A 22696-nucleotide genomic window follows, 5' to 3' on the forward strand; every position below is an offset into this window, starting at 1 on the left:
GTGGGATCTCACTATTTCTGATGACGATTGCCGCGAATTTATTTATGCCGCGCCGGCGGTAGTCGAGGCGCCTTCTTCTGCTATTCATTTGAGCGATCAGACTCATGATCTAATCGCCACGAGCTTTCAATTGCTTATAGAACATGCCAACAAGCACGACATTCAAGATCATTCTCCCCTGTTCCGCCATCGTCTTCCCCAAAAGCCTAAGCCGCCCGAGCTGGATGGTCGAACCATGCCTCTTGATTTTGTCAGGAGACCGAATGCCGTGGCACTACCTCGCGGCACTACCTAGGGATGGATCATCAGTGGCACGGGAAGAAGCTAAGGACAGAGAAACTTCGCAGACCTCGAATGAGGGTGTGTGGAGGGATGTAATTGGCGATCGCGAGGTTGATTACAGTTCCGGACCAGGAGTTCGAGCTGCCAACCGAAATTCAACAGCCGGCGGGATGCCAACGAAAGGTTGCTTCTTCCCATGGCATAACCGAAACCATGAATTAGAGAGGACGACGATGGCAGACACAATCTTTACCAGTGCGACCGGAGCACCGGTTGCCGACAACACAAACTCACTCACCGCAGGTCCCCGCGGGCCTGTCCTATTGCAGGATATTTGGCTGATCGAGAAGCTCGCTCATTTTGACCGCGAGGTCATCCCGGAACGCAGAATGCACGCGAAGGGGTGGGGCGCCTACGGTACCTTCACCACGACCCACGACATTACCAAGTACACGAAAGCAAAGATATTTTCCGAGATCGGCAAGCAAACTCCTCTCTTTTTGCGTTTTTCGAGCGTAGCCGGCGAACGCGGCGCGGCCGATGCAGAACGCGATATTCGCGGGTTTGCAATAAAGTTTTATACCGAAGAAGGAAACTGGGACATTGTGGGTAACAACACCCCCGTTTTCTTCTTTCGAGACCCGTTACGCTTCCCGGATCTGAACCACGCGATTAAGCGTGATCCCAGGACCGGTCTCCGCAGCCCGCAAAACAACTGGGACTTCTGGACCAGTCTTCCCGAAGCCATCCATCAAGTGACGATTGTCATGTCAGAACGAGGCATACCGAAGAGCTTCCGACACATCACGGATTCGGCAGCCATACATTCTCGATGATCAACGCTCACAATGAACGAGTTTGGGTGAAGTTTCATTTCCGCACACAACAGGGGATTGAGAATCTCGCTGATGCTGAGGCCGCAGCGCTGGTAGCGGGAGACCGGTAGACGCATGGACGTGATCTTCTCAACGCGATCGATAGCGGGGATTTCCCTCGTTGGACGCTGTATATCCAGGTCATGACAGAAGACCGGGCAAAGCAACATAAGCATAATCCGTTCGATTTAACGAAGGTTTGGCCAAAATCCGATTACCCACTAATTGAAGTTGGAGTTCTCGAACTGAACCGCTATCCTGAAAACTATTTTGCAGAAGTCGAGCAAGCTGCGTTTTCCCCCGCGAATGTTGTTCCTGGCATTGGCTTCTCGCCGGATCGGATGCTTCAGGCGCGCTTATTCTCCTACGGGGACACGCAACGTTACAGGCTGGGCGTCAACTTCACCACATCCCTGTCAATTCAGCGAAAGGATGCCCATTCCATCAGACGTTTCACCGGGACGGCGCCATGCGAACCGACGGTAACCTCGGCGGGACCATCAGCTACAACCCGAATTCGTATGGGACATGGGACAATCAACCGAAGTATGCTGATCCTGCGCTCGAGCTACATGGCGATGCTGATCATTGGGACCATTACTTGGACGATGATCACTATGAGAAACCTGGCAACCTCTTCCGCAAGATGACTCCGGCTCAACAGCAGGTTCTCTTCGAAAACACCACCCGTGCGATTTCAGGAGCTTCAGAGGAAGTACTTCTTCGCCATATGAAGAACTGCACAAAGGCTGATTCGGCTCATGGAGAAGGGGTATCGCGCGCACTTGGACTCAATGTCACGACCCAAGTCTGATTCTCATTCTCATCATCGGACCATCAGTCCGAAGGTCGTATGTTCGATGGAAGCTGTTTCTGGCATAGGATCCCATCCCTCGCTTGTGTGTAGTGCAAAAGAGTTGGCCGCAAACGCCACTAGACAGTCTTCCGTTCGATTTGCTCCGGACTCGGTGTTTTGAATGCATTCTTGAGATCGAGCCGGGAGCTATATCGCGCTAAGGGATAATCGGAAGCAGAAGGTGCTCTCTCTTTATTCCGCAAGTGCTCTTATCGCATTCAAGAACAAAGAGGCGACCGTGGATTGAAGGAGATTGGCAAACGTTATGACGGAAAGTATGCCATCCTATTCTCTTGGCGATTCCGGCCCTTTACGCAGCCGGTCAGACGTGTCTCACGAGCAATGTATTTGGCCACGTAGCTCTCCTAGGGCTTGACGACTAGCGAAAACCCAATCCTCCCCGCCGCATAAGGTGTGGTCACACGCTATTCTCAATAAAGCGGCAACCCCATCCGCAGGAAACGGAAGAGAGCGTCTCGGGCCGCGGGTCTTCGTTTCTCCGACGGTTTGGTCGACGATCGATCTGACAATTCGTACAAGACCGCGCTAGAAATCGAGTTTGCTTCTGATCCCATCCAACTTCCTAACGCGTACTGCCGGTCGAGAAAGGAGGCACTTGTCGCATCTGAACCGGGAGGCGCAGATAGGTAAGTTTGACTCGGACCTTCCACGGATGTGAGATTTGGTAAAACAAAAGCCTACTGTTGCCGTCCGTTGAAACATCTCAGGATTACTGCCACCTCCCCTGGAGCCGCGACCGTCTCTGGGGTCGCTAAGGTGAAAGTGCGTCTCCTGCTCGACGTGCATTAGCTCTGCTGCCAGACCCTCTATGCCCCCTCGGACGAGTGGAAGCGTGTTTGCGCTTCATCGGATTACCTCATTCATATCTGTCCCTTGCAGTTGGGATGATCGGCCTATCCCTCTTTCGAGTTCTCAAACCTCTTATGGTTTGGAACACCCCTCTACGTCATTGAACCGGGCACATTGGACGCCTCACACCAAACCGCATTACGAGCGACAGGTCACGCTTCATCAGGGCTATGCGGCCACTTACATCTCCGAGCATGGCAATCCTGTCGGTCAAATCATCGATCGATACCCTCACGCGCGTTTCCGCACCGCCGGTCGTCAGAGCTACTATCTTCATTTGATCCTTGGTGCCGTCAGAGGAATTCAGTCGGCCCGACGCAATCCACTCGGCCTTGAGTTGTTCCAGGCGACTTCCATGACTTGCAGTTGGCCCTGGGGGGACAAGCTGAAGGTATTGGAGTACGACAGGAGGGTAGAACGTGTTGAGGGACGGCGGGCGGTCGAAGAGCGGTGCAAGCATGTTGGTCTCGTCCGATACGCGTCCCTCTGGACCACGTTGTTTTCGGACAGCCAAGTAGGCAAGGACCGTTGACGCGATGCCTGACCCTATTCCAATTCCATCTCCGACGTTATTGACCTTGGCTCCCAGTGTCGTAAACTGGGTCGCACTTACCGCCGCTCCGGTGCCAGAACCGGTGATCAATGCGGCCGCGTTCAGTCTGGCCACTGTCTTGTCTCGACTGGCTTTCAGTGATGTCTGCAGATTTGACAGTGTGCCGCGCTCGTTCGCGATCACACCCATTGCGCTATCGACATCCAGGCTCGCAGCTTGAACAGATTCCAACACAAGCTGGCGAAGTGTCAGCGCCTCAAGCGATCCTGCCGTCGTTCCGCAGTTTTCCCCGTCTTGAAGTGATTGCAAGCGCTTTATGGTGGGAGTTAACCCGAGAAGATCAGAAACCTGCTCGATTTGCCGTTGCGAAAGATCCGACGTACGGAGCTCCTTCGTAGCGGAGTCATCTTGAGCGGGTGCGGCGCCGCTGTATAGGAGACAAGCGCAAAGAAAGAACTGCATGCGTCCTCTCATCATCTTCTTCATGCCTCTCGGCTCCTTTCAGCCCCTTTGATGATTGGCTAGCTCATGGCTCGCGGAGCAGTTGCGTGTCCGTCCCCACCGGCCACACTTCTGGTAAGAGTGCGCCCTCGCTCGCGTAGTTATCGAGAACGGCCCACTCCTGTTCTTGCACACGGAGAAGTCAGTAGCGCACAGCAGGAATCGCCTTTATCCCGCGGCACACCTCTTTTCGCTCATGAAGGAGTTGTGCTTCAAGATCCTCCATTGGATCCCTCAAACGATTGACTGTAATCGCATCAGTAAAGCCGTGATTAAGGAGATGCCTCAAGGGCGCGTACCTCCTCCAGACGTTCAAGCCTTTGCTCCTCCGAAGCGGCGAGTGGCACTTGCTGCTGTTGCTCTTCACTCATTGTTGAGGCTCCTTTCGTTCGCACTTCGGGGAAGGTCCGTTCAACGCTTGTGAGAGGCCACTTCCATCATCGCTACATCTTCGAGGCTCTCAAGACGCCCAAGGTCGTTCTTGCAGGGAGCGTTGGGGTTCTTCTACGGGAATCGCGCGTCAAGCGATTCGGCGCTCTCTAGTAGCACTTGCGGGCGCCACAGCTTTCGACGGGCTTCTGTTGAACGACCGAGACTCAGCATTGCACTGCTGCGGCTGCCAGCACCGTTCCGCATGAGGCCCATGATCTTTGCGTGGGCCCGATGTGAAGAAACGTCTGCTATCTGTCCAGCGAACGCATCGCACCGCTGATAACGTCGGTGACATGTTCCGGTTTAGATAGCATGATTACGTGGCAGGAATCAGCCACGCTCGTCACCGCGTGCATCCGTTGCGACTCGAACTCTTCCAACTTCGGTTGAATGATGCGATCACGCTTCGCGATGATGAACCAGGACGGTTTCGTTCTCCATGCTGCCGTAGTGATGGGCGTATCCAGGGCCGTTGCAGTGATCGGCCCTTGTGTCGCGATAAGCGTTGTCTTCTCTCTTACGGGGAGGTCTTCTGCAAAATCTGACAGGATGCCTTCCGGAAGAAGCTTAAGGTATCCCTCGGCATCAGGAGCAATCAGATGATCCGCCACCACCGGGGAGGGCGGATAAAGAGCATTCAGCGTCATCGTAGATTCACCCGCATCAGGCGCGAACGCGGCCACATACACCAAACCGATCACGTTGGGATCATTACCCGCCTCAGTAATGACGGCCCCTCCGTAGGAATGGCCAACCAGAATCACGGGTGACGGGGCAATCGCAATCGCTCGTTGCACCGTGGCAACATCGTTCGCCAGAGATGAGAGCGGAAGCTGAACTGCTACTACGTTTATTCCTCTCGCTTCAAGGCGCGGGATGACTTCCTTCCAACTGGAGCCGTCAGCCCATGCTCCGTGAACGAGGATCACGGTGCCAACCTTGCCACCTCTATAACCCTGCGCATAGGCGAAGTTTGCGATGCATATGAGTATCGCGACGCTGATTGCAATGAGCCTTCCTACAGCAGGTAACTTAAGGGCTTTCATAGTATCTCCTCGACTGGGTGACGTGGTTTCGGGCATGCTACATGCAGGTCACGGAACACATGTCGCTAGAGGGTTTCTGCAGTACCTGTGATACTCGAATCGATAGTTGCCATTTGTTCTGACGCAATTCAGAGGCAATGTAGAATGTCGAAATCTATCAAGTATGTGCCAGTTGCTCGCAACCATCGCGCTTATAAGCACCCGCAGTTGGTGTTGGAGAGGAGCCTGACTGCCAACGATCAACAACAGAGGTGGCGTCGAGTTGATACGCTACTTGACCAGTCGATCCCCGAACAGCGTTACTCTCTATCTGCCAGAGGGTGCCCGGAGAGACCAAGACCTGCGTTCTGTCTCGTCGACCCAGTTCTCGAGGACGCTTGTTGTCGCCACATCTCCGGCGTCATCAGTGAGAGCATAGATCGCTTTCATGCTCAGAGCGAGAGCTTTATAGTCTTCAAACAATTCGCTCAGCATGTCTTGCGGAGTCACAAAGTCCGCATCGTTATCTTTGAGACGCCGCAACCGGCTCATCTGTCTGACGGAGCGATGGGTAATACCTCCGATCTTCCGCACGTGTTCGGCGATATCTCTGTCATTGCGAAGATCTGTTCCCCTGCTCGTCTGCCGGGAATAGTTGCCGAGCTTCCGCAGCAGGAGAGAAGCTGTCACGGTGCCCTGCTTGATCGAAGTAGCGAGGCGGGGAATCTCGTTCCAATGCGTGCGGATCGTTTTGAGATCGAGTGCGGCTCCTATCGTAGGCTTGAGTGTCTCGTGTTTGGTTGTCCCTTTCGGGACGTACAGTTTCGTGTTGCCCAGATCGCGAATGCGCGGGGCAAAGCGGAACTCCAGCAGGTGCATGAGAGAGCTTAGCGGCCTTCATGAGCATGCGCAACTAAGTGAGACGGTAAATAAAACCGTCGTTTGGAGCGCGGAACTACCCTGTAATTGAGGCATTTTCACGACCCATAAGGCGATTTATGGTCGCAACGAGCGCGCGCGGACCGGCGAAGGTATAGAAGACTTCCTCAGCCGTTCCGTCCAGCGATTGGAAAGCTGCCGCCGTCAACAGCAGCATCTTCATCGTTGGCCGTAACTGATGGGCCGTAGCGAGGACCGTCGCCTGCTGCTCCTTGGAGAGCGTGTGACACAGAATGGTAAGGTTTATATGCCTCGAACGCAGGATCCGGTCGGCGTCCGCGAGTTCCATTACGGGATAAACCTCATAGCCTGCCTTTTCCAACATCCAACTGCGCGTTTCAAGCAACGGCGGGTCAAGTCCGTAAATCAGGACCTTTGTGGGCGCGCTGGTCTCGAAGGCGTTTGGCATGGCAAAGTAGGATAAAAAGCCCGTAAATGCAATGTCGGATGGCCGACATGAAGCATCCGAATGAAAGTTGGGTATATACGAACCTACCCATCCTAGTCAGGCGTGACCTGCTACCGTTACCCGGACGGCAGTCCTTTGCTCCGATGTGATTCGGAACTAGGCGGTTGCAGTTGATTGGCTTTCCTTCACGTAATTCGCAAGATTTGTAAAATCTCCCGCTGCTTTTTGCAAGTCGATCTCACGCGAGGAGCTCTCATTACGAATCTACTCATTAAAGTTACGAGGCGTAGCGTTAGGATGTTGCCTTGGCCGAAAACTTGGCCTTCCGGGAAGGTTGTGATTGTTACGGGAGCCGCTAGCGGCATCGGCCTGGCGACGACACAGTTGTTCCTTGCTGAGGGAGCCCACTTAGTTGCAGAGGATATCCATCCTGAAATCGACAAACATTTCGAACAGAACGCCTGGTGGTCGCGGTTGCCTCTTCTTTGGGCATGACACCCTCCGAGTGCTTACGATGCCTAAATGCACCCAGCGGTCAGTCGTTTGGTTCCGATGATGCTGCCGTAATTGCGCTCTCGATCACTTCATGAATGCAGATGGCGGTATCGGGAACAAGGAGAGGGGTATGACCGTACACCAGCTGTAGATGTGACGCTCGCTGCATCGCCTGTGCGGAGTCGGAAGATCCGACCTTTGGGTCTCTGCTCGACCTGCTACACGCTCAAGGGTCAAGATGAGGAGCACTTCGGCGGCTCAGGGGACGTGACTTCAGAATCGATCATCGATCAGGCATCTAGTGCAAGCGAGGCGGCTCGAGGCCTGTGTCAGGCGTCAGCGATCGGGTTCACCGGTGAGAGCACTCCAGCGGGATGTCTACTGGCGGTTCGGCCGTCAGCTGCTCTGCTGCCGCGGAGGTCCAGAAAGCACTGCGCGGCATACGGCTCAACATCTAGAGGAGTCTTCAAAGGAAGATTGTTGCCGACTCATCAGTGAATAAGCTGACGCCGAAGATCGATGCAGAGGCCCTAGCAGGTTACGTCATGGCCGTTGTCCAAGGGATGTCACGTTAGCCCGGGAGGTGCCACCAGGACGAAACTCTTGTCTGTTGCATTGGAAGCGATGCTGGCAAGGCCAACTGCAAGCTAGTACTTTCAGACGTTTACCCGTATGCGAGTGCGTGCCGCCGTCCGCTCCGTCCCAGACAGTTAAGCAGGACTTGTTGACCTTCATTCCCCTGCATAATAGTTTCCTATGATGTGGGGGGCAAATACCCGGATGCAGTCGATCAGTTGCCCTTTGCGTAAATCGCAAGATTTGAACAATATTCCGCTGCTTTTGGCAAGCCGATCACGGGCCAAAGACTGTTGTCACGAATCTATAGCTGGATGTGTGGTGCTGTGAAACCATTGCTAAGCGAGCATGCGAACGTCGAATTCGATTGCAACGCCGAACGGTCGTGGCTCACACTTGCCGCGATCATTCTGCCTGCAGCGTTCTTGACTCAGTTCGACCGGCAAGCCATGGTCGTCTTGGCTCCAATGATGCAGGCGGAATTCCACCTCGATCTTGTCTCAATCACTCAAGTTCTTTCGGCGATGGCGCTATGCTACGCCATCTGCCAAATTCCGAGCGCTTGGCTTGCAGCCCGCCTCGGAGCTGCCCTCACGATCGGGTTTTGCGTGATCGCCTGGTCCATGGCAGTATTTTCAACCGCGTTTGCAGTCGGCCCCGTGAGTTTGGGGGTGCTTAGAGGGGCATTGGGGGCCGCCCAAGCACCGGATTGGGTTGCGAGTATCATGCTACTTAAGACCGACGTGCCGATACGGTTTCGTTCGCGTGGCTCAGCGGCTCTGTTCGGCGCCGGGTATTTGGGTAAACTCTTGAGTGGACCGATTGCGACTCAGGTGGCGATTCGGCACGGCTGGCGCTTTCCTCTTCTAGCATTTGGCGGGACCGGTATCATACTCGGTGCCATCATGGTTCTGGCAGTGAAGCGATCTCGTCACGCTTTTACCCGCGCACTACCGAGCCAAGTGATCCCAATGCGAACGCTGTTCGTTAACTTCAAACAGCTTCAATTCCATCTTCTGGCCGCAGCGTATTTCTTTTTCTCCGGCGTGCAGAGCTTCGTCGTCGTTATGCTTCCACTCTACCTTAGAAGTCAGCGCCACAGCTCCATGGCCGAGATCGGCTGGATAACCACCGGACCGTACCTTGCGCTCTGCTTTGCCTTGTTTACCGCGGGTATCCTTTCAGACGCCGTCTATCAGAGAACTGGATCCTTATTCGCCGCGCGTGTGCCGCTCGGGATACTGGCGTCCGTCGGGAGCGGGATCTGCTTCGCCATCGGAATCTCGATGCATCGCACTTCCGCACTAGTCGGCTGTTTATGCGGAGGCATGGTGTTCGTCGGAATCGGACAGGTGGTCTTGTGGGCCATTATCCAGGATGCAACCGCAGATACAAGTGGCTACCTGGCGGCTTGGATTCAAGTATTCGTGTGGCTGGGCTTGTGGCTTGGTCCGGTGATGATAGCGAAGTTAGTTGAAGTGAACAGTGGTCACTGGGCGAGTATCCGTTTTGTTTTGCTAGCCCTCAGCGCAGCTGCGGCAGCCTGTCTGTTCGTCGCTCAGCGGAGGATCTACTCCGCGGTGCTTCAGGGTTCTATGAGGAGCTCAGAATGAACCTGCAGCCCCAAGTAAAGTGGGAGGTATCGGCAGACTCACAGTTGAGAGACAATCAACCCGTTGACGGAACACCACCTGGTATAAATGCGGTGCGAGTCGAAACGATAAAAGAAATTGCGTTCACGTTCGGCCCGTTTCGGCTGATCCCCAGTCGGCAGCTTCTGATTAGAGGGAGATCTCCGGTAAAGCTTGGCGCAAGAGCGCTCGACGTCTTGCATCTACTGCTAACGCGAACGGGAGAGGAGGTAAGCAAAGACGCCCTTATCGAATTTGCTTGGCCGAATGTTTTTGTCGATCAGGCAAATCTGAAGGTCCACATCAGCGGTCTGAGGCGAGCTTTAGAAGACACTTTTCCAAACCCGACATACATAGCCACCATACCGGGTCGCGGATACCAATTTGTCGCCCCAGTTCAGAAGGAGCTTATTGACCAAGAGCATTACACATCAATTGATCAGCAGGCCGCCTCCGGCTTCCCTGTCCCCTCGACTCTGGTTGGTCGTCAACGCGATCTCCAGGCCATCGCGAGAGCGCTCGAATTCACTAACCTGGTCACCCTTGTCGGTCCAGGCGGTGTAGGAAAAACAAGCTTAGCGATAGCAGTCGCGCATATCATACGCAAGAAATACCCTGACGGCATTCACTTCGTCGACTTGTCTGTTAGTAGTGATCCGACGCTCGTGCCTCACCTAATTGCGACAAGTGTTGGCATTCGCACGGAGATGTCCGACTTCGTTCCCGTTCTGCGCAGTCATCTGCGCGATAAGCGCGCTTTGATCGTGATTGACAATTGCGAACACGTACTGCACGCTGCAGCAACGATCGTGTCCCAACTCATCCAGGAGAAGGCGCGAGGACGTCTTCTGACTACCAGCCGTGAACCTCTCGGAGTCAGTTCAGAGCATTTACAGCGCATCGAACCGCTGGGGGTTCCAGGTCCAAAGGCAATAAACAGTGCCATGGATGCAATGTCTTATCCCTCGGTAGAGCTTTTTGCCATCCGCGCTCTTGAGAGCACTGGATACGAATTAAACGACCAAGATGCTCAAGCTATAGCTGACCTGTGCGAGCGGCTTGACGGTCTTCCGCTAGCGATAGAAATCGCAGCCGCAAAACTCGACCAGTTCTCACCGTCAGAGCTACTCGAATCCCTTCGGGGGCGCGTTGCTCAACTTGGCCAAGGAGAGGAGAAAAGCCACGCAAGACACCGCACTCTTTGGGCGACATTGGACTGGAGCTATCGACTACTTTCCATTGAAGAAGCGATGCTGTTTCGCCTTCTCTCGGTCTTCGCCGGACCATTTGAGTGGACCGAGGTTGCCGGCATGGCTCGCATTCTGCGGTACAGCCCATACACCACGACGCTCGCACTCGGCGGACTCGTTGCCAAGTCTTTGATCTCGGCTGACCTTGATGGGGAACAACTGCGCTACCAACTTCTTTTTAGTGCCAGAGACTTCGCGGCGGAACACCTGATAAACGATCCGTACGCACGTGATGCACACCACCAGCACGCAGTGAGCGTGCTTACCACCTTACAAAAGGCCGAAACCGAATGGTCTTGGGTGGACAATCGTCTTTGGCGTACACGCTATGGCGAAAAAGCGGCGGACCTTCGCAAAGCACTTGACTGGTGTTTCGGCGCAAGCGGTGACCCAACGCTTGGCATTAGTCTCGCCATCGCTGCGATTCGTCTCTGGAACGAGCAGTCTTCTACTATCGATCAGCTCTACCAAGTCGACCGAGCCTTACAACACTGCGTCATGCTTCCTGAAGGTTTGAAGCGCGGAGCTCAACTCGCAACTTCACGGGCCTGGGGACTTCTGCATGCCCGACGGCTCCGCAGCGAGGCGGACAATGCATGGAACACAGCATTGGAAGTTGCCCGTTTAGACGGTGGGGTCGATCAAGAGATAGCGGTGCACTGCGGAAGAGTCATCTTCTTCGTGTACACAGGGCGCTGCGATCAGGCGATCATAGTCTTGGATCAATTTGCCCGTATCGCGGAACACGCGAATGATCAAGCCTCTCTTTTCGACGAAGCACGACTAAGAGCTTTCGTAAGTATCCATCTTGGTCATGTTGTCGAGGTGCGGATTCAACTTGAGCAGCTCGCGAAGGAGCTTGATCGAGGACTCTCCATCTCGCGAGCAGCCTCCCGCTACGGATTGCAGAGGCTCGTCAGTGTTCAGACAACACTCGCGCTCGCTAATTGGTTGAGTGGCCGCCCTCGTAGTGCAGTTGGCGCTATCGAGGAGCTTCTCTCAAGAACGAGTGAGGCGCGTCAACTTATTGGCCAGGCACACGTGCTAGCACTCTTTGCGATGCCACTCGCACTGTGGATGGGAGACATCGAGACCTTGGAGCGTTACACAAAGATGCTCCGAGACATACTGAATGTAGAAAATATTGCCTTGTGGGACCCAGTTCAACGTTTTTACGAACATGTGGCCCGTCAAGCGCGAGGCCATCATGCCATCGAGGAAATTCAGTCCGCTATCCAAGATCTCGTCAAGGACAACTTTGTGTTTCGTACACCAATGTACCTCGGAGTTTTGGCCCAGATTTTGCTTCGATCAGGTCAACGGGAGCAAGCGCAGGAGACTATCGAGTCGGCACTAAAGCTGCAGCATCAGCTGCAGGAGCGCTGGTGCCTGCCAGAACTAATGCGTATCAAGGGAAGTGTCCTCGAGGCACTTGGAGAGCATGCGATGGCAGACGCCTGGCGACGCCGAGCCCTTGAGGGAGCCCAAAGAGACGGAAGCCGCTTCCTAGAGTTAAGGGTGGCGAATGACCTTGCAGAGACAGCGCTCGACAGCGGAGACTTTTCCAGCGCTGTCAACTTACTCTGCCCAATAACTAAGTTTAGCGACGAAGAGGAAGAGTTCCCCACCGAGGACTTTGGGAGGCGCGCCAGGCTTTTGGCCGAGGCAAGGACCTTGGCGTCATCAGCTGCGTATAACGTCCCAACAATGAGACCGATGGTGACGACCAAACACGATTGATCCTAACTTTAGCGCCGAATGCGGTGCTGACTATCTTGCTGCCCTGAATATATCGACCAACAAAGGCGAAGACCGTTGCACCGGTCCGATACTCTCGTCATCGAGTTGGCTCTCGTCATCGGTTGCTACCTGCTCACTACCGCGGCGACGGCTTCGCTAATAGCGGTCCCACCTGCGGTGACCTCTAGAAGTCTTCGTCGCACCCCCGGCATGTGCAGGAGTACTGCGATCGTCTCGGCTACATCGTCGCGCGGGATCTGTGTGTGATTCTCAGCTGGGCCCAGGCTGGTGAGTCCTTGGCCGGGACCATCGGTCAACACAGAAGGCCTGAGAATAATCCAATCAAGTGGGCTCCGAGCGAGACAGACATCAGCTCTCTTCTTTACTTCTATGTAGTGTTCAAAGCTCTTCGGCATCTGACGTTCTCGCCAAGCCTCAGGAAACACCGACACCAATAAAAGCCTCGAAATGTTCGCCAGACGCGCCGCTTCTATTGCTTTGCTCACCCCATCCCCGTCGACAGCATCTATCATCGAGTCGGGATCCTCGGCTCCGGAACCTGCTGCAAATACCACGACGTCAGCCCCTGAGGCCGCCGATGCGAGCTCAGCCCCGACATGTCGGAAATGTCGCCTAAAATGCCTGCGACGCCGTATTTAATTATGGTCGCTTTTTGTTCAGGTCTTCGGTAGAGACCGGAGACGACGTCTCCCCGATCCGCAAGGAGCCTCGCAACACGAGATCCTGTTGCCCCAGCAACCCCTACAATAAAGACGTTCATCCGTAGCCTCTAGAACGCGTAACTCTGATCCCGGCCCGTGACGGCCCAAACTGTTAGTACGAGCCTCTCTCCAAGTGTACGAGGAACGCGGAGTATTAGGAGACGCAGGAGGATCGCTAGACGCCACACCAACGTCCCGCGAAGCTTAGCGCATTCCTGCTAGTCGAGAACGCCCCTCGAATTCACAAGAGGCATCTCGCGTGATCCACGTCGCCCCCTACCTCGATCGACACGCCTTCCCGATCCATTAGCACCTAGGCGTATGCGAGTCAGTCATATTATTGGCGAGTGACAAAGTAATCCATATAGCTCGCACTCTGAAACAACGGCGCAGACATCTCATTCGACAATCTCTCACCCAACTTTATGTGGCACATAGAGCTCGAAATTGCCAATAGCTGTCAATTGTTGCCCACTCCTGTCACCCAGCGTCAGCAGCGCATCAATGAATCGCAAGTGTACGCTTAGTAGCCAGATGCCGGCGGCCGTAGGGTGACGTGTGACCCACTCTTCCGAAGAACTTAGGAGCGTCAGATCTCAAGCTAACAAGTCTGCTGCGAGAGATTTGCTTTTGGCTACTGTCGGGTTCGGGCGGCAGGCAGCTTGCGCAGCGCCTGGTTACAGCTGGCCAAGGGGTTCGCGCATCTGACGCCGTAAAGCACTTGCATGCAAACTACAGCAATCCCGTATGTATTGACGACCTAGCGGCTCTTGTATACATGAGCCCAGCGACGTTGCATCGCCAGTTCAAACTCTTGACCTCTTTGTCCCCACACCAGTACCTAAAACGCCTTCGGCTTCTCGAAGCCAGGCGGCTCCTCTTTTGCGGGAATAGAAGTGTCAAGAGCGTTGCGTTTCAAGTTGGATACGTAAGTGCGTCCCATTTCAGCCGGGAGTACGCGCGTTTGTTCGGCCAGCGCCCAGGACAGAAGGAGACGCCACGCGTTCGCGATTGCATCTACCGAGATCAACGACGCAATGAGGTGCCAGATTGAGAGCTTTAGACATAAAAGTCACACAGCTTCAGCCATAACATTGTTACATAAGGTTGGGTATTCATAGCTCTGCTTAGTGAGCGGTGGAGGGGCCAATGCACCGCAAAACCCGAATAGGAGGAGGATGATGAAGAAGGTCTTGGTCACGGGAGCAGGCACCGGCTTCGGGCACGAAGCCGCTATGAGGCTGGCCGAGAAAGGTTTCGAGGTAATTGCCTCAGTAGAAATATGGGCGCAAAAGCAAACCGTTGAGCGCGATGCGAAGGCTCGCGGTGTGAAGCTTCAGGTAGAGAAGCTGGATGTAACAGTTGCGGGGGATCGAAAGAAGGCCCTCGACTGGGGTATCGAGATCCTGGTGAATAATGCCGGCGTCCTTGAAGGCGGCGCTGTCGTGGACATTCCAGGGGACAACATGCGGCGCGAATTCGAAGTCAACGTCATCGGCCCGATCCTTCTCACGCAAGGAATTGCTAAGCAGATGGTGAAGCGCGGAAAAGGGAGAATCGTCTGGGTCTCTTCGCGAGAGGGCCTCAACGTAAACCCGTTCACCGGTATCTATTCGGCTTCCAAACACGCCATTGAGGCAGTTGCAGAGACGATGAAAATGGAACTTCAGGAGTTTGGGATTGAGGTCGCTACCGTGAATCCGGGACCGTTCCTCACCGGCTTCAATGACCGGGGGTTTGAAACCTGGAAGAGCTGGGAAGACGAACCCTCCGAACGACTGTTTAACTATTCGAAGTTAGCCTTTCCCAGAGCGCAATTCGATCCCGAGCCGGTTTACGCCACGCTCACTGCAGTAGCGGCAGGTGAACTCGATACGTATCGCAACTTGGAACCGAAGTCGATGCTTGACGAGACCAAGCAACTGATTATGGCGCCGTGGGACAAGAAAACCACTGACGATCTCGGTAAGCGGGCAGAGCAGGTCAAGAAGTGCTACGAGATGACACCGGAAACTCCTGCCCCGACGAAGCCTGGGAAGTAGCCATCCCCGCCTGAGCCGAATGGGCGCCCACGCGCAGCTCATATCTTTGTCAGATTCCAGAGCCGCCTACCAAGAAAGGTTGAGATCAATGCCAAACATCCCGGACACAGAAATTAAGGATGGGAACTATAAGCCTGGAACGATTCTCGATGAGAAATGGCGAGTCGAGATCGATTCGATGGGGCAAGTGAGAGTACCTGCAGAACGCCTTTGGGGAGCTCAGACTCAGAGGTCCTTGATCCATTTCTCCATCGGAAACGACCACATGCCGATCGAGGTCTACCACGCGTACGGCGTTGTGAAGAAGGCGGCGGCGCTGGTAAATACCCGGCTCGGACGTCTTCCGAAGGAGAAGGCCGACCTCATCATCAAGAGCGCCGATGAGGTCATTGCCGGAAAGCTTGATGAGAACTTCCCGCTGTTTGTCTGGCAGACCGGTAGCGGCACTCAAAGCAATATGAACGTCAACGAGGTGATCAGCAACCGCTCCATTCAGCTCGCCAACGGCCTGGTAGGCTCGCAGCACCCAATACATCCAAACGACCACGTGAACTTGTCTCAGAGTTCAAACGACACCTTTCCGACCGCAATGCACATCGCAGCGGTCAAGGAATTACGGGAAGTCCTTCTACCAAAGGTAGGAGCGTTGCTTACTGCTATCGAGAACAAAGCGAATCAATGGAAGGACGTCGTTAAGATTGGACGAACTCACCTGGAAGATGCGGTTCCCCTCACCGTAGGTCAAGAATGGTCGGGCTATGCGGTACAGATACGTCAAGCCCTGCAGCGGGTCGAAGCATCGCTCGATGAGCTTTATCAATTGGCGGCTGGTGGCACTGCGGTCGGCACCGGTCTGAATGCACCGGAACACTTCGGCGTCGAGATCGCGAAAGAGATCGCCAACTTGACAACATTTCCCTTTGTGACCGCCCCAAACAAATTTGCCGCACAGGGGTCGCTCGACGCGATGGTTGCGGCGCATGCAGCACTAAGGGGCTTGGCCGTTGCACTGATGAAGATTGCCAACGATATGCGATGGCTTGCATCGGGTCCGCGATGCGGTATCAGCGAATTGATTCTTCCCTCGAACGAGCCAGGCTCCTCAATCATGCCGGGCAAGGTCAACCCGACTCAATGCGAAGCTATCGTCATGATCTGCATTCAGGTGATTGGCGATGACGCAGCGGTTGCTTTTGCTGGCTCACAGGGCAACTTTGAGCTGAATGCTATGCGACCGATCATCATCAACAACTTCTTACACTCCGCACGGATACTTGCCGACGGTTGTGAAAAGTTCAGATTGTTCTCTGTCGAGGGCACCAAGATCAACGAGAAGAAGATCGAGGGGTATGTCGCGAACTCGCTTATGCTCGTCACGGCTTTGAGCCCGGTGATCGGTTATGAAAAAGCATCGAAGATTGCCTACGCTGCGCAGAACGACGGTAGTACTTTACGCGAGGCGGCTACAAAGTCCGGGGAGATTGATGAAAAGAAGTTCGACGAAATCGTGAACCCGCAGAAGATGGTTGGTGACACCACGCTGATCTTCGAAGTCTAGCGTCCAAATCGACCTGAATACCTTTCAGAACAAAGGGACTACTAAACAACACCCTAGGAGATAAATCATGTCAGACCTCGCTGGAGTCGCGCTGCTCGAAGACCCGAAGCAGAACTTTGGAACAGCCTTCACGCAAAAGGAACGAGAAGAAAAGGGCTTGATCGGCCTCCTCCCTCCGACTATGGAGAAGCTGGAAGATCAAGTCAAGCGCTGTCTTTTCCAACTCAGCAAAAAGAACAACGACCTCGAGCAGTACATCTATTTGACGCAGCTAGCAGATGACAACCGGACGTTGTTCTATGCCGTGATAGCGACAGATCCTGCTCGGTTTCTGAAGATTGTTTATGACCCGACCGTCGGTACTGCATGTCTTGAGTTTGGACATATCTACCGCAAACCGAACGGCATGTATGTCTCTTATGACCAACGCGGCAAGCTGAAGGAGGTGCTGAAGAACTGGCCGGTAGAGGATGTTCGGGTCATTTGCGTCTCGACAGGCGGCCGCATTTTAGGGCTCGGCGACCTTGGAGCTAACGGTATGGGCATTCCAATCGGGAAGCTGCAGCTCTACACCGCCTGTGCCGCTGTTCATCCCGACGTTCTCTTGCCGGTGCTCCTGGATTGCGGAACGGATAACGAGAAGCTGCTTGCCGATCCTCTTTATCTGGGCTTGAAGCAGAAGCGCCCAACAACCGATGACCTTGATGCCTTTGTGCAGGAATTCGTTGATGCCGTACTGGATCGCTTCCCCAAGTGCTGCATTCACTTTGAAGACTGGAAAGGCGCCGATGCGATTCGGCTGTTGGCACGTTATGTCAACCAGATCAGCTGCTATAACGATGACATTCAAGGCACGGGCAGCGTCACGGTCGCAGGTTTGTACAACGCGATGAAAATTGCGAAAAGCAATCTTAAGGATCAGCGCGTTCTATTCTTGGGAGCAGGTTCGGCCGGTATCGGCATCGCAAACATGATCGTTTCGGCGATGAAGTTGGAGGGGCTGAGCGAAAAAGAAGCTCAGGCGAGGATCTCTCTTTTCGACTTGAACGGCCTGTTGGAGCCATCGAGGAAGGACATCACGCCGGAACAACAGAAGTACGTGCATGACGGAGAAAAGCCTGCCAAGGATCTCAGCGAGGCCATCAAAGCTTTGAAGCCGACTGTTCTGATTGGTGTCAGTACCGTAAAAGGCACTTTCACACAGCAGGTCATTGAGACAATGACCCAACTAAACGACCGCCCCGTGATCTTCGCCCTATCAAATCCGACGGACCATGCTGAATGCACGGCCGAGGAGGCTTACAAGTTCTCGCAAGGCAAAGCGATCTATGCCGCGGGTGTGCAGTTCGACCCCGTCGATTTGAACGGTAAAACACTGGTTCCCAGTCAGGCCAATAACTTCTACGTGTTTCCGGCTGTGGGGATGGCGATCGTAGCGACAGAAGCTAAGCACGTACCGGACGAGATCTTCATCGCCGCGGCGCGAGCAGTCGCCGATCAGGTCACGGAAGAGCAGCTGGATAAAGGAATGCTTTTTCCGCCACAAGCCAGTGTGCAAGCGACCTCGCACGTCACTGCGGTGAAGTCCGCGCAACGGATATTCGAGCTAGGATTGGCACGCATCCCAAAGCCAGACTCGGTTGACAAGCATGTGACGATGCTTGAGTACAAAGCTGAATACCCCTCCTAATCATACGGGAGCCGCTGGGCAACGCGTCCATAGGCTCCCTGTCCGGGTGCAAAGGCGCGATGGTTACCGACACAAAGCGGCAATCTGTCATTGCTGTATACGCATTCGCAGGCGGCTTTGCGGATGCCGCGAGTTTCCTCTTGTTCAGATCATTCGCAGGACATGTAACGGGAAATCTCGTGCTGATGACAATCTCAATGGCAAGCCGACGCTGGGCTGAAGCTCTTACACGGCTGGCGGCGATCGTCAGCTTCCTTGCCTGCACTTCAGCGGGATTCTACCTGGCGCAGTCACGGAGAAAGAGTCTGTGGCTCTTCTTGTGCCAGGCGGCGTTGCTTGTACCTGTCGCTTTGAGACCGGATGTTCTCGCAAATACGAAGACGCTGGGGCTGTTGAGTGTCTGCTGCGCACTCGGCCTTCAGAATGGTGTAGTTACTTCCGCTCTGGGGATCAGTGTGCATTCAACCTTCGTCTCGGGCGACTTCACCTCCCTTCTAAAGGGCGGTAATGAGAAATTCCGTTCTGGACAACTACATGATGCAGGCGACTATAAACAACGAGTTCTCTTGTGTGTAGTCGCTTGTTTCAGCCTGGGAGCTTTCTGTGCGGCAGTGGCTGCCATCGCGCAGCCACACTCGGTATTTTTCCTACTATTGGTTCCTCTTTGCCTGGCTGCGATTCTCGATAGCTCGCTTCATTCATGACTATCGAACTCGAGGTATCGGTAAGGTGAATCAATGCACCGAAACTCTCAAACGTGCTCGCAAACCCGACTGTTTAACCAAGAGTCTTGACGGGACGGCATCGGAGATTACAAGGCAGGCCGGAACCATCGCCAGCTACTCATAAGGACAGAGGAGAAGCACTCAATGATAGATACATCCAAGATCCAAAATGATATGGACGTTGTAGGGTCAGACGGTAAGCACGTAGGCACCGTTGACAACATTGGAATCAAATTAACAAAGAATGATTCAAATGCTCATGACCAACACCACTACTTAAAGCTTGAAGCGGTTCAGTCGATTGATGGAAATAAGCTGGTTCTGGGCCTGCCGGCCGAAGAAGCCCTGAGTCAGCTCAAGGCTGTTGAGAATTGAAATTTCGACTTGAGTATGGGCCCACTTTCATCAGCGTGGACCCGCTTTCGAGTACACGCATTAGAGGGCGCAGTCGCACCGTAACGCGAACGCGCCCTTCCGTGTTCCTGCGAGGGGCGGTGCTTGTTGGAGTGTCCTGCTCACCTCTTCTGCACGGGCAGACTGATGCGACCGCACTGCAGGCACAGGTATCCCCCCCAAGTACGAGCTACCTGTCGGCGGAACCTTCTGCCGCCGCAATCACCCCTGAAGAACTTCGCAAACGATATGCATTTGGGAACTGGGCCGGATTACGAACGCAGCTTGGACGGCACGGTATCGTGCCTACTGCTCTCCTGATTACAGATCCCTTCGGCAATATCCATGGTGGAACCCAAACGGGAGCTGCGAACTACAGCCTCTTCGGAGTCGATATTCGATTGGATACAAAGGCGTTGCTTGGACTGAAGGGCGGACAACTCGACATCGGCGGCGCAGTAAACTTCGGGACAAGCCTATCTCGGAGCTACATCGGAAACACTTTCCCTGTTCAGCTCGCCGACGTCGCTGGCGCCCAACCACGATTAACTTACCTGTCCTATACCCAAGCTCTACTGCGAAATCGACTGAGTTTCCGGGTGGGACGAACAACGTTGAATTCTGTCTTTGGAGAAGAGTTCGCCGGCTCCGAAGCTTTTAAGAAATTTGTTTCAGTTGGGTTCGATTTGGTCCCTCAGGGTCTCTTTCTCGACGTGCCGGGAGGGGCAGGATACCCCCGCGCGACGTGGGGAACACGGTTAAAGTACTCCGCGACGAAACACCTCTACGTCCAAGGCGCTGCTTACAATGCCGACGCAAAGCAACTGACAGGCGATCGACATGGAGTCGACTTTTCACTACACGGTCCCGTGTTTGCGATAGGCGAGGCTGGTTTTCGACATTTCAGGCGTCCTGACGACGCCAAGCCATCTCGCAACATAAAGGTTGGCGGCTTCTATGGTGGGGGGACACACTACTCTGTAAAGAACGGGAGCCTGGTTCCGGTCAAAGGGCTTTCTGGCTTTTACGCGCTGGCTGACCAGAACCTCTTCCGGCTTAATGCTCTATCGGACACACCGAAGAGCAGCGAAGAACTGTCCAGGTGGGGAGAGGCTGAATTGGAACGGCGTGTAGGCGCATTTGCATCCGTGGTCGTGGTACCAGAAGCGAGAACAAACATCGTTCCCTATTTCTTCAACGTCGGGCTAATCAGCTTCGGACTTAGCCCGAGCCGGCTGCGTGATCTTTTTGGGGTAGGTTTTGCATATGGCTCGCACAGTAGAGGCCCCTCAATGGGGATATCAGATGCCAGTGAGCCAAGTGTACCGAGAACACCCGCCTACGAAGGCACGTTGGAGGTCACATATGGATTTGCTCTTCGCCCCGGTGTACTCCTCCAGCCAGATTTGCAATACATCCTCCACCCAATAGGTGTTCCGTCCAGGCTTCGAGCACCCGCCTCGAACGTTGCTACCCCGAACGCTACAGCCATCGGCGTAAATGTGGTCGTGAACTTCTGAGCACCGGGCACCGCGCTTCCAAGCCCCAGGGCTCCACAGGATAGATAAAGAGAGCTGAGCAAATCCTTGCTGAGCCACGCCGCTTCGCCGCGTGGCTCAGAGTCGTGTTCCGTCGCGACTGGATCGTTTACTCCAAGCGACCGCGTGGAGTCGGGGAAGGCAGCATGGCCATCCCGTTTATCATCAATATCTAGCTTTGTAAGTTGGCTGCAATGCGCGGGACTCGAAAGCGAAACAGACAAAGGACAAGAATGCATCGATTACAAATTTGCTTACTGACCTTAACAATTTGCTGCTCATTGCCACACTCTCTTCTAGCGGCAGAGTCAAAGGTTGGAACAACCCAAACCGTTCCGATGACCTCAGGTCACTGGCGTCCTGTCAGCGACAAGCCCGACGTGCACTATGTGACACAAGAAGGTTTTCCCGACGGAATCATTGTTCTGAAATCGGGCGATCTTGCTCTCAATGACTTCATCTTTCGCGACGGAACCATCGACTTCGATATGAAGCCATTGGCTGAGGACATACCCGGCATCCGGTTTCGCCAGCGCGATCCTCAAAACGGAGAGGAGTTCTACATCCGAAGTCTGCCCGACTGCAGGGCGGAGAACGACTGCATTCAATACAGTCCGGTGATAAATGGGTTCTTGCTCTGGGATGTCTACCCTCAATATCAGACGCATGCGCCCGTCTTCGCTGACGGCTGGAATCATGTGTGCCTTGTAGTTTCAGGCAAGCGTATGAACGTGTTCGTCAACGACTCGATCCAACCTACGCTCTCAGTCGGCGAACTCCTCGGGAACACCCAGGCGGGCGGTTTAGAACTACACGGCCCTGCAGCCTTTGCGAATCTGACGGTTACCCCTGGTAAAACGGATGGATTGTCACCGGTCCCACTTCCCGACAGCATCGGAAGTTCGCCGGGTATCGTTCATGATTGGGCGTTAGGCCCATTGACACCTCTGCACTACGGATCGGCCCCTACTTACGCCGAGCGACCCCAAGACCCCGCAGCATGGAAGCGCCTCCGTTCAGAACGCTTTGGCATTCTCAACCTGAACCGACAATTCCATGCTTCCAAAGAACCGTCGGCCCTAACCTGGGTAATGACATCCATTGATTCCAATCAGGACCAGACCAAACAAATCTCGCTGGGTTGGTTAGGCCAAGCCTGGATATTCGTTAACGGAGCCTTGATTACCTCCGGTAAAAACTTCTACTACCCGGACTCAGAGCGACGCTTTCCTGACGGTCGTCTCTCCCTTCAGAATGGATCGTTTCCCATTCCACTCCATCGAGGTCACAACGAGATCGTCATTGCTCTGCATGACTCAATTCACGACGACGTAAGTTCTCGAACAAAATACGGATGGGGATTGGCAATGCGCTATGACGACGTACGAGGTCTCTCCGTTCCACGCTAAGACATTACGCGAGCGAATGTTTGCTAAGGTCTAGGCGCAAGGTCATAGAATCCTTCCAGCGATACAAGCGGTGGGAAGAAGAAGTCCAAGCGACAAGGCAATCTGCCTGTGACTCTGTAGCCCTTGACGTACACCTTTTGAAGAAGGAAGCAATATGGACCGACGTCGTTTTCTCACGCGTTTCA

At 54.2% G+C, this 22696-nt stretch carries 17 protein-coding genes and 2 pseudogenes; 13 read left to right on the forward strand and 6 right to left on the reverse strand.

The window, feature by feature from the left end; genetic code table 11:
* Positions 1-515: 515 nt before the first annotated feature.
* Both ACPOL_RS35860 and ACPOL_RS36830 read left to right on the forward strand, forming a co-directional pair.
* Positions 516-1507, forward strand: a pseudogene (locus ACPOL_RS35860) (catalase); the annotation flags it as partial.
* Positions 1508-1626: 119 nt separating this feature from the next.
* Positions 1627-1971 carry a catalase-related domain-containing protein gene (locus ACPOL_RS36830; protein WP_275066510.1) on the forward strand — a complete coding sequence of 115 codons (345 nt, stop codon included), beginning with the start codon at positions 1627-1629 and terminating at the stop codon, positions 1969-1971.
* Positions 1972-2980: 1009 nt separating this feature from the next.
* On the opposite strand, the gene ACPOL_RS08515 is transcribed toward ACPOL_RS36830, so the two are convergent.
* From ACPOL_RS08515 to ACPOL_RS08535, 5 genes and pseudogenes are all read right to left on the reverse strand, one after another.
* The gene (locus ACPOL_RS08515; RefSeq protein ID WP_114206674.1) at positions 2981-3922 is read right to left on the reverse strand and encodes a hypothetical protein; all 942 of its coding nucleotides are present in this window, start codon (positions 3920-3922) and stop codon (positions 2981-2983) included.
* Positions 3923-4617: 695 nt separating this feature from the next.
* On the reverse strand, positions 4618-5415 hold the full coding sequence (locus tag ACPOL_RS08520) for an alpha/beta hydrolase (RefSeq protein ID WP_114206675.1): 798 nt from the start codon (positions 5413-5415) through the stop codon (positions 4618-4620).
* A 306-nt stretch (positions 5416-5721) separates the two neighbouring features.
* Positions 5722-5946, reverse strand: coding sequence for a ferritin-like domain-containing protein (locus tag ACPOL_RS34605; protein ID WP_236657517.1), 225 nt, complete (start codon positions 5944-5946; stop codon positions 5722-5724).
* A 66-nt stretch (positions 5947-6012) separates the two neighbouring features.
* Positions 6013-6279: pseudogene (locus ACPOL_RS34610) on the reverse strand (Tn3 family transposase); the annotation flags it as partial.
* A 70-nt stretch (positions 6280-6349) separates the two neighbouring features.
* A complete protein-coding gene (locus tag ACPOL_RS08535; RefSeq protein WP_114206676.1) occupies positions 6350-6742 on the reverse strand; it encodes a hypothetical protein in 393 nt (130 codons plus the stop codon).
* A 297-nt stretch (positions 6743-7039) separates the two neighbouring features.
* On the opposite strand from ACPOL_RS08535, the gene ACPOL_RS08540 reads away from it, so the two are divergent.
* The 3 genes from ACPOL_RS08540 (at position 7040) to ACPOL_RS08550 (ending at position 12434) form a co-directional block, all read left to right on the forward strand.
* The gene (locus tag ACPOL_RS08540) at positions 7040-7237 is read left to right on the forward strand and encodes an SDR family NAD(P)-dependent oxidoreductase (RefSeq protein WP_114206677.1); all 198 of its coding nucleotides are present in this window, start codon (positions 7040-7042) and stop codon (positions 7235-7237) included.
* A gap of 902 nt (positions 7238-8139) precedes the next feature.
* Positions 8140-9426, forward strand: a complete 1287-nt coding sequence (locus ACPOL_RS08545; protein WP_161557264.1) for an MFS transporter — start codon at positions 8140-8142, stop codon at positions 9424-9426.
* Complete coding sequence (locus ACPOL_RS08550) at positions 9423-12434, forward strand: ATP-binding protein (protein ID WP_114206679.1); 3012 nt, start codon at positions 9423-9425, stop codon at positions 12432-12434. The genes ACPOL_RS08545 and ACPOL_RS08550 overlap by 4 nt, the downstream gene beginning before the upstream one ends.
* Positions 12435-12559: 125 nt before the next feature.
* Here the strand turns inward: ACPOL_RS08550 and ACPOL_RS08555 are convergent, their stop codons facing one another.
* Positions 12560-13090, reverse strand: coding sequence for an SDR family oxidoreductase (locus ACPOL_RS08555; protein ID WP_414633363.1), 531 nt, complete (start codon positions 13088-13090; stop codon positions 12560-12562).
* Positions 13091-13877: 787 nt separating this feature from the next.
* Between ACPOL_RS08555 and ACPOL_RS36110 the strand changes: the two genes are divergently transcribed.
* From ACPOL_RS36110 to ACPOL_RS08595, 8 genes are all read left to right on the forward strand, one after another.
* On the forward strand, positions 13878-14210 hold the full coding sequence (locus ACPOL_RS36110; protein ID WP_414633340.1) for a helix-turn-helix transcriptional regulator: 333 nt from the start codon (positions 13878-13880) through the stop codon (positions 14208-14210).
* 124 nt (positions 14211-14334) lie between these two features.
* On the forward strand, positions 14335-15198 hold the full coding sequence (locus ACPOL_RS08565) for an SDR family oxidoreductase (RefSeq protein WP_114206681.1): 864 nt from the start codon (positions 14335-14337) through the stop codon (positions 15196-15198).
* 88 nt (positions 15199-15286) lie between these two features.
* Positions 15287-16756, forward strand: a complete 1470-nt coding sequence (fumC, locus tag ACPOL_RS08570; RefSeq protein WP_114206682.1) for a class II fumarate hydratase — start codon at positions 15287-15289, stop codon at positions 16754-16756.
* 67 nt (positions 16757-16823) lie between these two features.
* Positions 16824-18446 (forward strand): NAD-dependent malic enzyme, encoded by a 1623-nt coding sequence (locus tag ACPOL_RS08575; protein ID WP_114206683.1) that lies wholly within the window; start codon positions 16824-16826, stop codon positions 18444-18446.
* 59 nt (positions 18447-18505) lie between these two features.
* Positions 18506-19150 carry a DUF1275 family protein gene (locus ACPOL_RS36115; protein WP_114206684.1) on the forward strand — a complete coding sequence of 215 codons (645 nt, stop codon included), beginning with the start codon at positions 18506-18508 and terminating at the stop codon, positions 19148-19150.
* Between the two features lie 165 nt (positions 19151-19315).
* The gene (locus ACPOL_RS08585; protein WP_114206685.1) at positions 19316-19546 is read left to right on the forward strand and encodes a DUF2171 domain-containing protein; all 231 of its coding nucleotides are present in this window, start codon (positions 19316-19318) and stop codon (positions 19544-19546) included.
* A gap of 119 nt (positions 19547-19665) precedes the next feature.
* Positions 19666-21084, forward strand: coding sequence for a carbohydrate porin (locus ACPOL_RS08590; RefSeq protein WP_236657328.1), 1419 nt, complete (start codon positions 19666-19668; stop codon positions 21082-21084).
* Between the two features lie 356 nt (positions 21085-21440).
* Positions 21441-22511, forward strand: a complete 1071-nt coding sequence (locus ACPOL_RS08595; RefSeq protein ID WP_201759133.1) for a LamG domain-containing protein — start codon at positions 21441-21443, stop codon at positions 22509-22511.
* The last annotated feature ends 185 nt before the right edge of the window (positions 22512-22696 follow it).

Source organism: Acidisarcina polymorpha, assembly GCF_003330725.1.
Classification (GTDB): Bacteria; Acidobacteriota; Terriglobia; order Terriglobales; family Acidobacteriaceae; genus Acidisarcina; species Acidisarcina polymorpha.

Excerpts from the sequence above, each read along its gene's own strand:
- ACPOL_RS08520 (WP_114206675.1), bottom strand. The coding sequence starts at position 5,415 with ATGAAAGCCCTTAAGTTACCTGCTGTAGGAAGGCTCATTGCAATCAGC.
- ACPOL_RS08550 (WP_114206679.1), top strand. The coding sequence starts at position 9,423 with ATGAACCTGCAGCCCCAAGTAAAGTGGGAGGTATCGGCAGACTCACAG.
- ACPOL_RS08595 (WP_201759133.1), top strand. The coding sequence starts at position 21,441 with ATGACCTCAGGTCACTGGCGTCCTGTCAGCGACAAGCCCGACGTGCAC.
- ACPOL_RS08575 (WP_114206683.1), top strand. The coding sequence starts at position 16,824 with ATGTCAGACCTCGCTGGAGTCGCGCTGCTCGAAGACCCGAAGCAGAAC.
- ACPOL_RS36830 (WP_275066510.1), top strand. The coding sequence starts at position 1,627 with ATGCGAACCGACGGTAACCTCGGCGGGACCATCAGCTACAACCCGAAT.
- ACPOL_RS08535 (WP_114206676.1), bottom strand. The coding sequence starts at position 6,742 with ATGCCAAACGCCTTCGAGACCAGCGCGCCCACAAAGGTCCTGATTTAC.
- ACPOL_RS08515 (WP_114206674.1), bottom strand. The coding sequence starts at position 3,922 with ATGAAGAAGATGATGAGAGGACGCATGCAGTTCTTTCTTTGCGCTTGT.
- ACPOL_RS08540 (WP_114206677.1), top strand. The coding sequence starts at position 7,040 with ATGTTGCCTTGGCCGAAAACTTGGCCTTCCGGGAAGGTTGTGATTGTT.
- ACPOL_RS08585 (WP_114206685.1), top strand. The coding sequence starts at position 19,316 with ATGATAGATACATCCAAGATCCAAAATGATATGGACGTTGTAGGGTCA.
- ACPOL_RS08565 (WP_114206681.1), top strand. The coding sequence starts at position 14,335 with ATGATGAAGAAGGTCTTGGTCACGGGAGCAGGCACCGGCTTCGGGCAC.
- ACPOL_RS36115 (WP_114206684.1), top strand. The coding sequence starts at position 18,506 with ATGGTTACCGACACAAAGCGGCAATCTGTCATTGCTGTATACGCATTC.
- ACPOL_RS34605 (WP_236657517.1), bottom strand. The coding sequence starts at position 5,946 with ATGAGCCGGTTGCGGCGTCTCAAAGATAACGATGCGGACTTTGTGACT.
- fumC (WP_114206682.1), top strand. The coding sequence starts at position 15,287 with ATGCCAAACATCCCGGACACAGAAATTAAGGATGGGAACTATAAGCCT.